1 protein-coding gene is annotated in these 2602 nt (G+C 43.2%); it reads right to left on the bottom strand.

Features of this window, described 5'->3' with window-relative positions:
- Positions 1-157: 157 nt before the first annotated feature.
- Positions 158-2602: DEAD/DEAH box helicase (locus RRG12_RS42725; RefSeq protein ID WP_420763258.1), on the bottom strand; the 2445-nt coding region annotated here is incomplete at its 5' end.

Genomic DNA, 2602 nt, shown 5'->3' with positions numbered 1-2602 from the left:
AGTTGTTGAAGGTATGCTATCACATCCAGTGTCTCTTAATTGGATTGCAGGTTAAAGTTGTCCTTTTCTCAAGCCCCTAAATTTATTTATGGGGTTCAAAATTATGAATTTTGAATTCCCCGTTCGCGTAGCGTCTCGCAGAGAAGGGGTTGACAGCTTAACTTTCGGTAATCAACTGTAACAATACTTCCGTCGAAATCTTGCCACTGATATCAGCACCTTCCAAGAGGCTGTCTGCCAAATCTCGCTTGTGCTGATGCAATTGCACAATCTTTTCTTCAATAGTATCCTTTGCTACTAGACGATAAATAGTAACTGGGCGTTGTTGCCCAATGCGATGGGCGCGGTCTGAGGCTTGATCTTCCACGGCGGGATTCCACCAAGGGTCTGTATGAATCACGTAATCAGCCGCAGTCAGATTCAGTCCTGTACCACCCGCCTTGAGACTAATCAGAAAGACATCTCCTGAACCAGCTTGAAATGCATCTACCCGTTTTTTGCGCTCTGCCACTGAAGTACTGCCATCTAAATATTGATAATTAATACCTTGCTGATCCAGATAATCTCTGATAATGTGCAAATGGTCAACAAACTGACTAAACACTAACGCCTTATGACGATTTTCCAGCAGTTCACCTAGCACCTCACCAAAAAGTTGTAACTTGGAACTAGGTAATTCAGTATCAGGCATAACGAGGCTGGGATTACAGCAAGCGCGACGCAATTTCATAATCTCAGCTAAAACCTGCAAATGTTTCTTTCCTGCTTCTGCATCACTTTCGGTCAGTTTAGATATTGCTTGACGGCGCAACGCTTCATAGAATGCCTTTTCCTCTCGACTTAACTCTACATGAAGGAGAATTTCGGTACGAGATGGTAACTCTTCTAATACCTGATTTTTTGTCCGTCGCAACAGAAATGGTTGAATCAGTTTTTTGAGTTTATTACGTGCAAGTTTATCCTGATATTTTTCAATGGGGGTAGCAAAGCGTTGATTAAAGCTTTCAAAAGAACCCAATAACCCAGGATTAATAAAGCGGAACAAATTCCATAACTCACCCAGGTGATTTTCAATGGGAGTCCCAGTAGTCAGCAACTTAAAATTAGATTTTAGGTTCATCGCTGCCTGAGAACGTTTAGTGGTCATATTTTTAATCGCCTGGGCTTCATCTAGGACAATAGTTTGCCACTGTATCTGAGCAAGCATTTGCGCTACTTCTTCCTGCTGTAATAAACCATAACTGCATACCAACATATCTAAAGGTTGTAAACCATCCAATAATTTTTGGCGGTTAGCACCAGAAAATTGAATAATATTGAGAGTTGGGGCAAACTTCTGCGCTTCACTCACCCAATTCATACACACAGAAGTTGGGGCAATAATTAGGGTTGGCCCTTCATGGGCGTTTCTGAGGATGACAGCTAATGCCTGCAAGGTCTTACCGAGTCCCATTTGGTCTGCTAAACAAGCTCCCACACCCCAATGTGCCAGACGCGCTAGCCAACAAAAACCCTCCATCTGGTAGTCACGTAGTTCTGCTTGAAGCGTAGATGGCAGTTCCGGCTGGAGGTTTTGCACCTCCTTGAGACGCTGGATATGTGTTTTCCAGTGTTTATCTGCTTTTACCTTACCGACCTCATCGACAAAATCTTCTAACCCTAATGTTGCCAATGGGTGAAAACGAATACCTTTACTATGTTTTTCTGAAAACATCCGCAATTCATCGAGGCGTTTCCGAAAAGCTTGAGTTAAAGCCAAAAATTGACCATCACCAAGGGGGATAAAACGGCTGGGGGTTTTCTCTAATAGTTCTAGTAGTTGCTGCATATCTAGCACTAGGTCGTTATTCAATTTCAACTCCCCTGTGGCTGCAAACCAGTCTTGCTGACGTTGAATTGATAAATTAAAGTCTTTCAAGTCGGCATTATGGCTAACACGCAGTTTTTCTCCTTGTGGCCATTCTATGACTACGTTATTTCCCAGTGTTTGCAGTTCTAGAAGCAGTTCTAAACAGTCTTCGGGATCGTCTATAATCCATTCACCATCTTGTTCTTCAGTTTGAGTCAAGGTGGCGCAGGCGGCTACAGCATCTTTGGCAAGTTGCTTTTCTTCAGACAGATTTCGTCTGGTTTGGAGACGTTTACCGTCAATCTCGGCAATTACAGTTTCACCACCTGTACCAGGACGGTAGTAGGGGCCACCTTGGGCAAAGGGGCGCGACAAAAGGCTGATTTTCAAGCCGGCATTGGCAGGTAAAAGATGAATATGGGGTAGAGTCTGGGCGGGTACTTCTTCTGCACCTTCTGAACCGCCACCAATGTCAGAATGTACGGTAACGATACCAGAGACAGCATTTATGGCTGCTAAAACTTGTTTCTCTGCGATCGCAGGTACATTTAATTTATTATCTATACCAATAATCTCTGCAATGCGTCTGTGTTCGGCAGTAATTTCAATGACTTTGATGCGGGTTGGAGTTTCTTTGATATGCAGAATATTTTGTGATTCTGGTAATTTGGGAGAAAATTCTAAGGTGAGACGATCAAGTTTCCCTTTTTTAACCAGTAGTTCCGGTTCTCCCTTGACAATTTCTACACGGAT

The organism is Nostoc sp. CALU 546, assembly GCF_048836525.1.
This window is presented reverse-complemented; position numbering and strand designations above follow the sequence as displayed.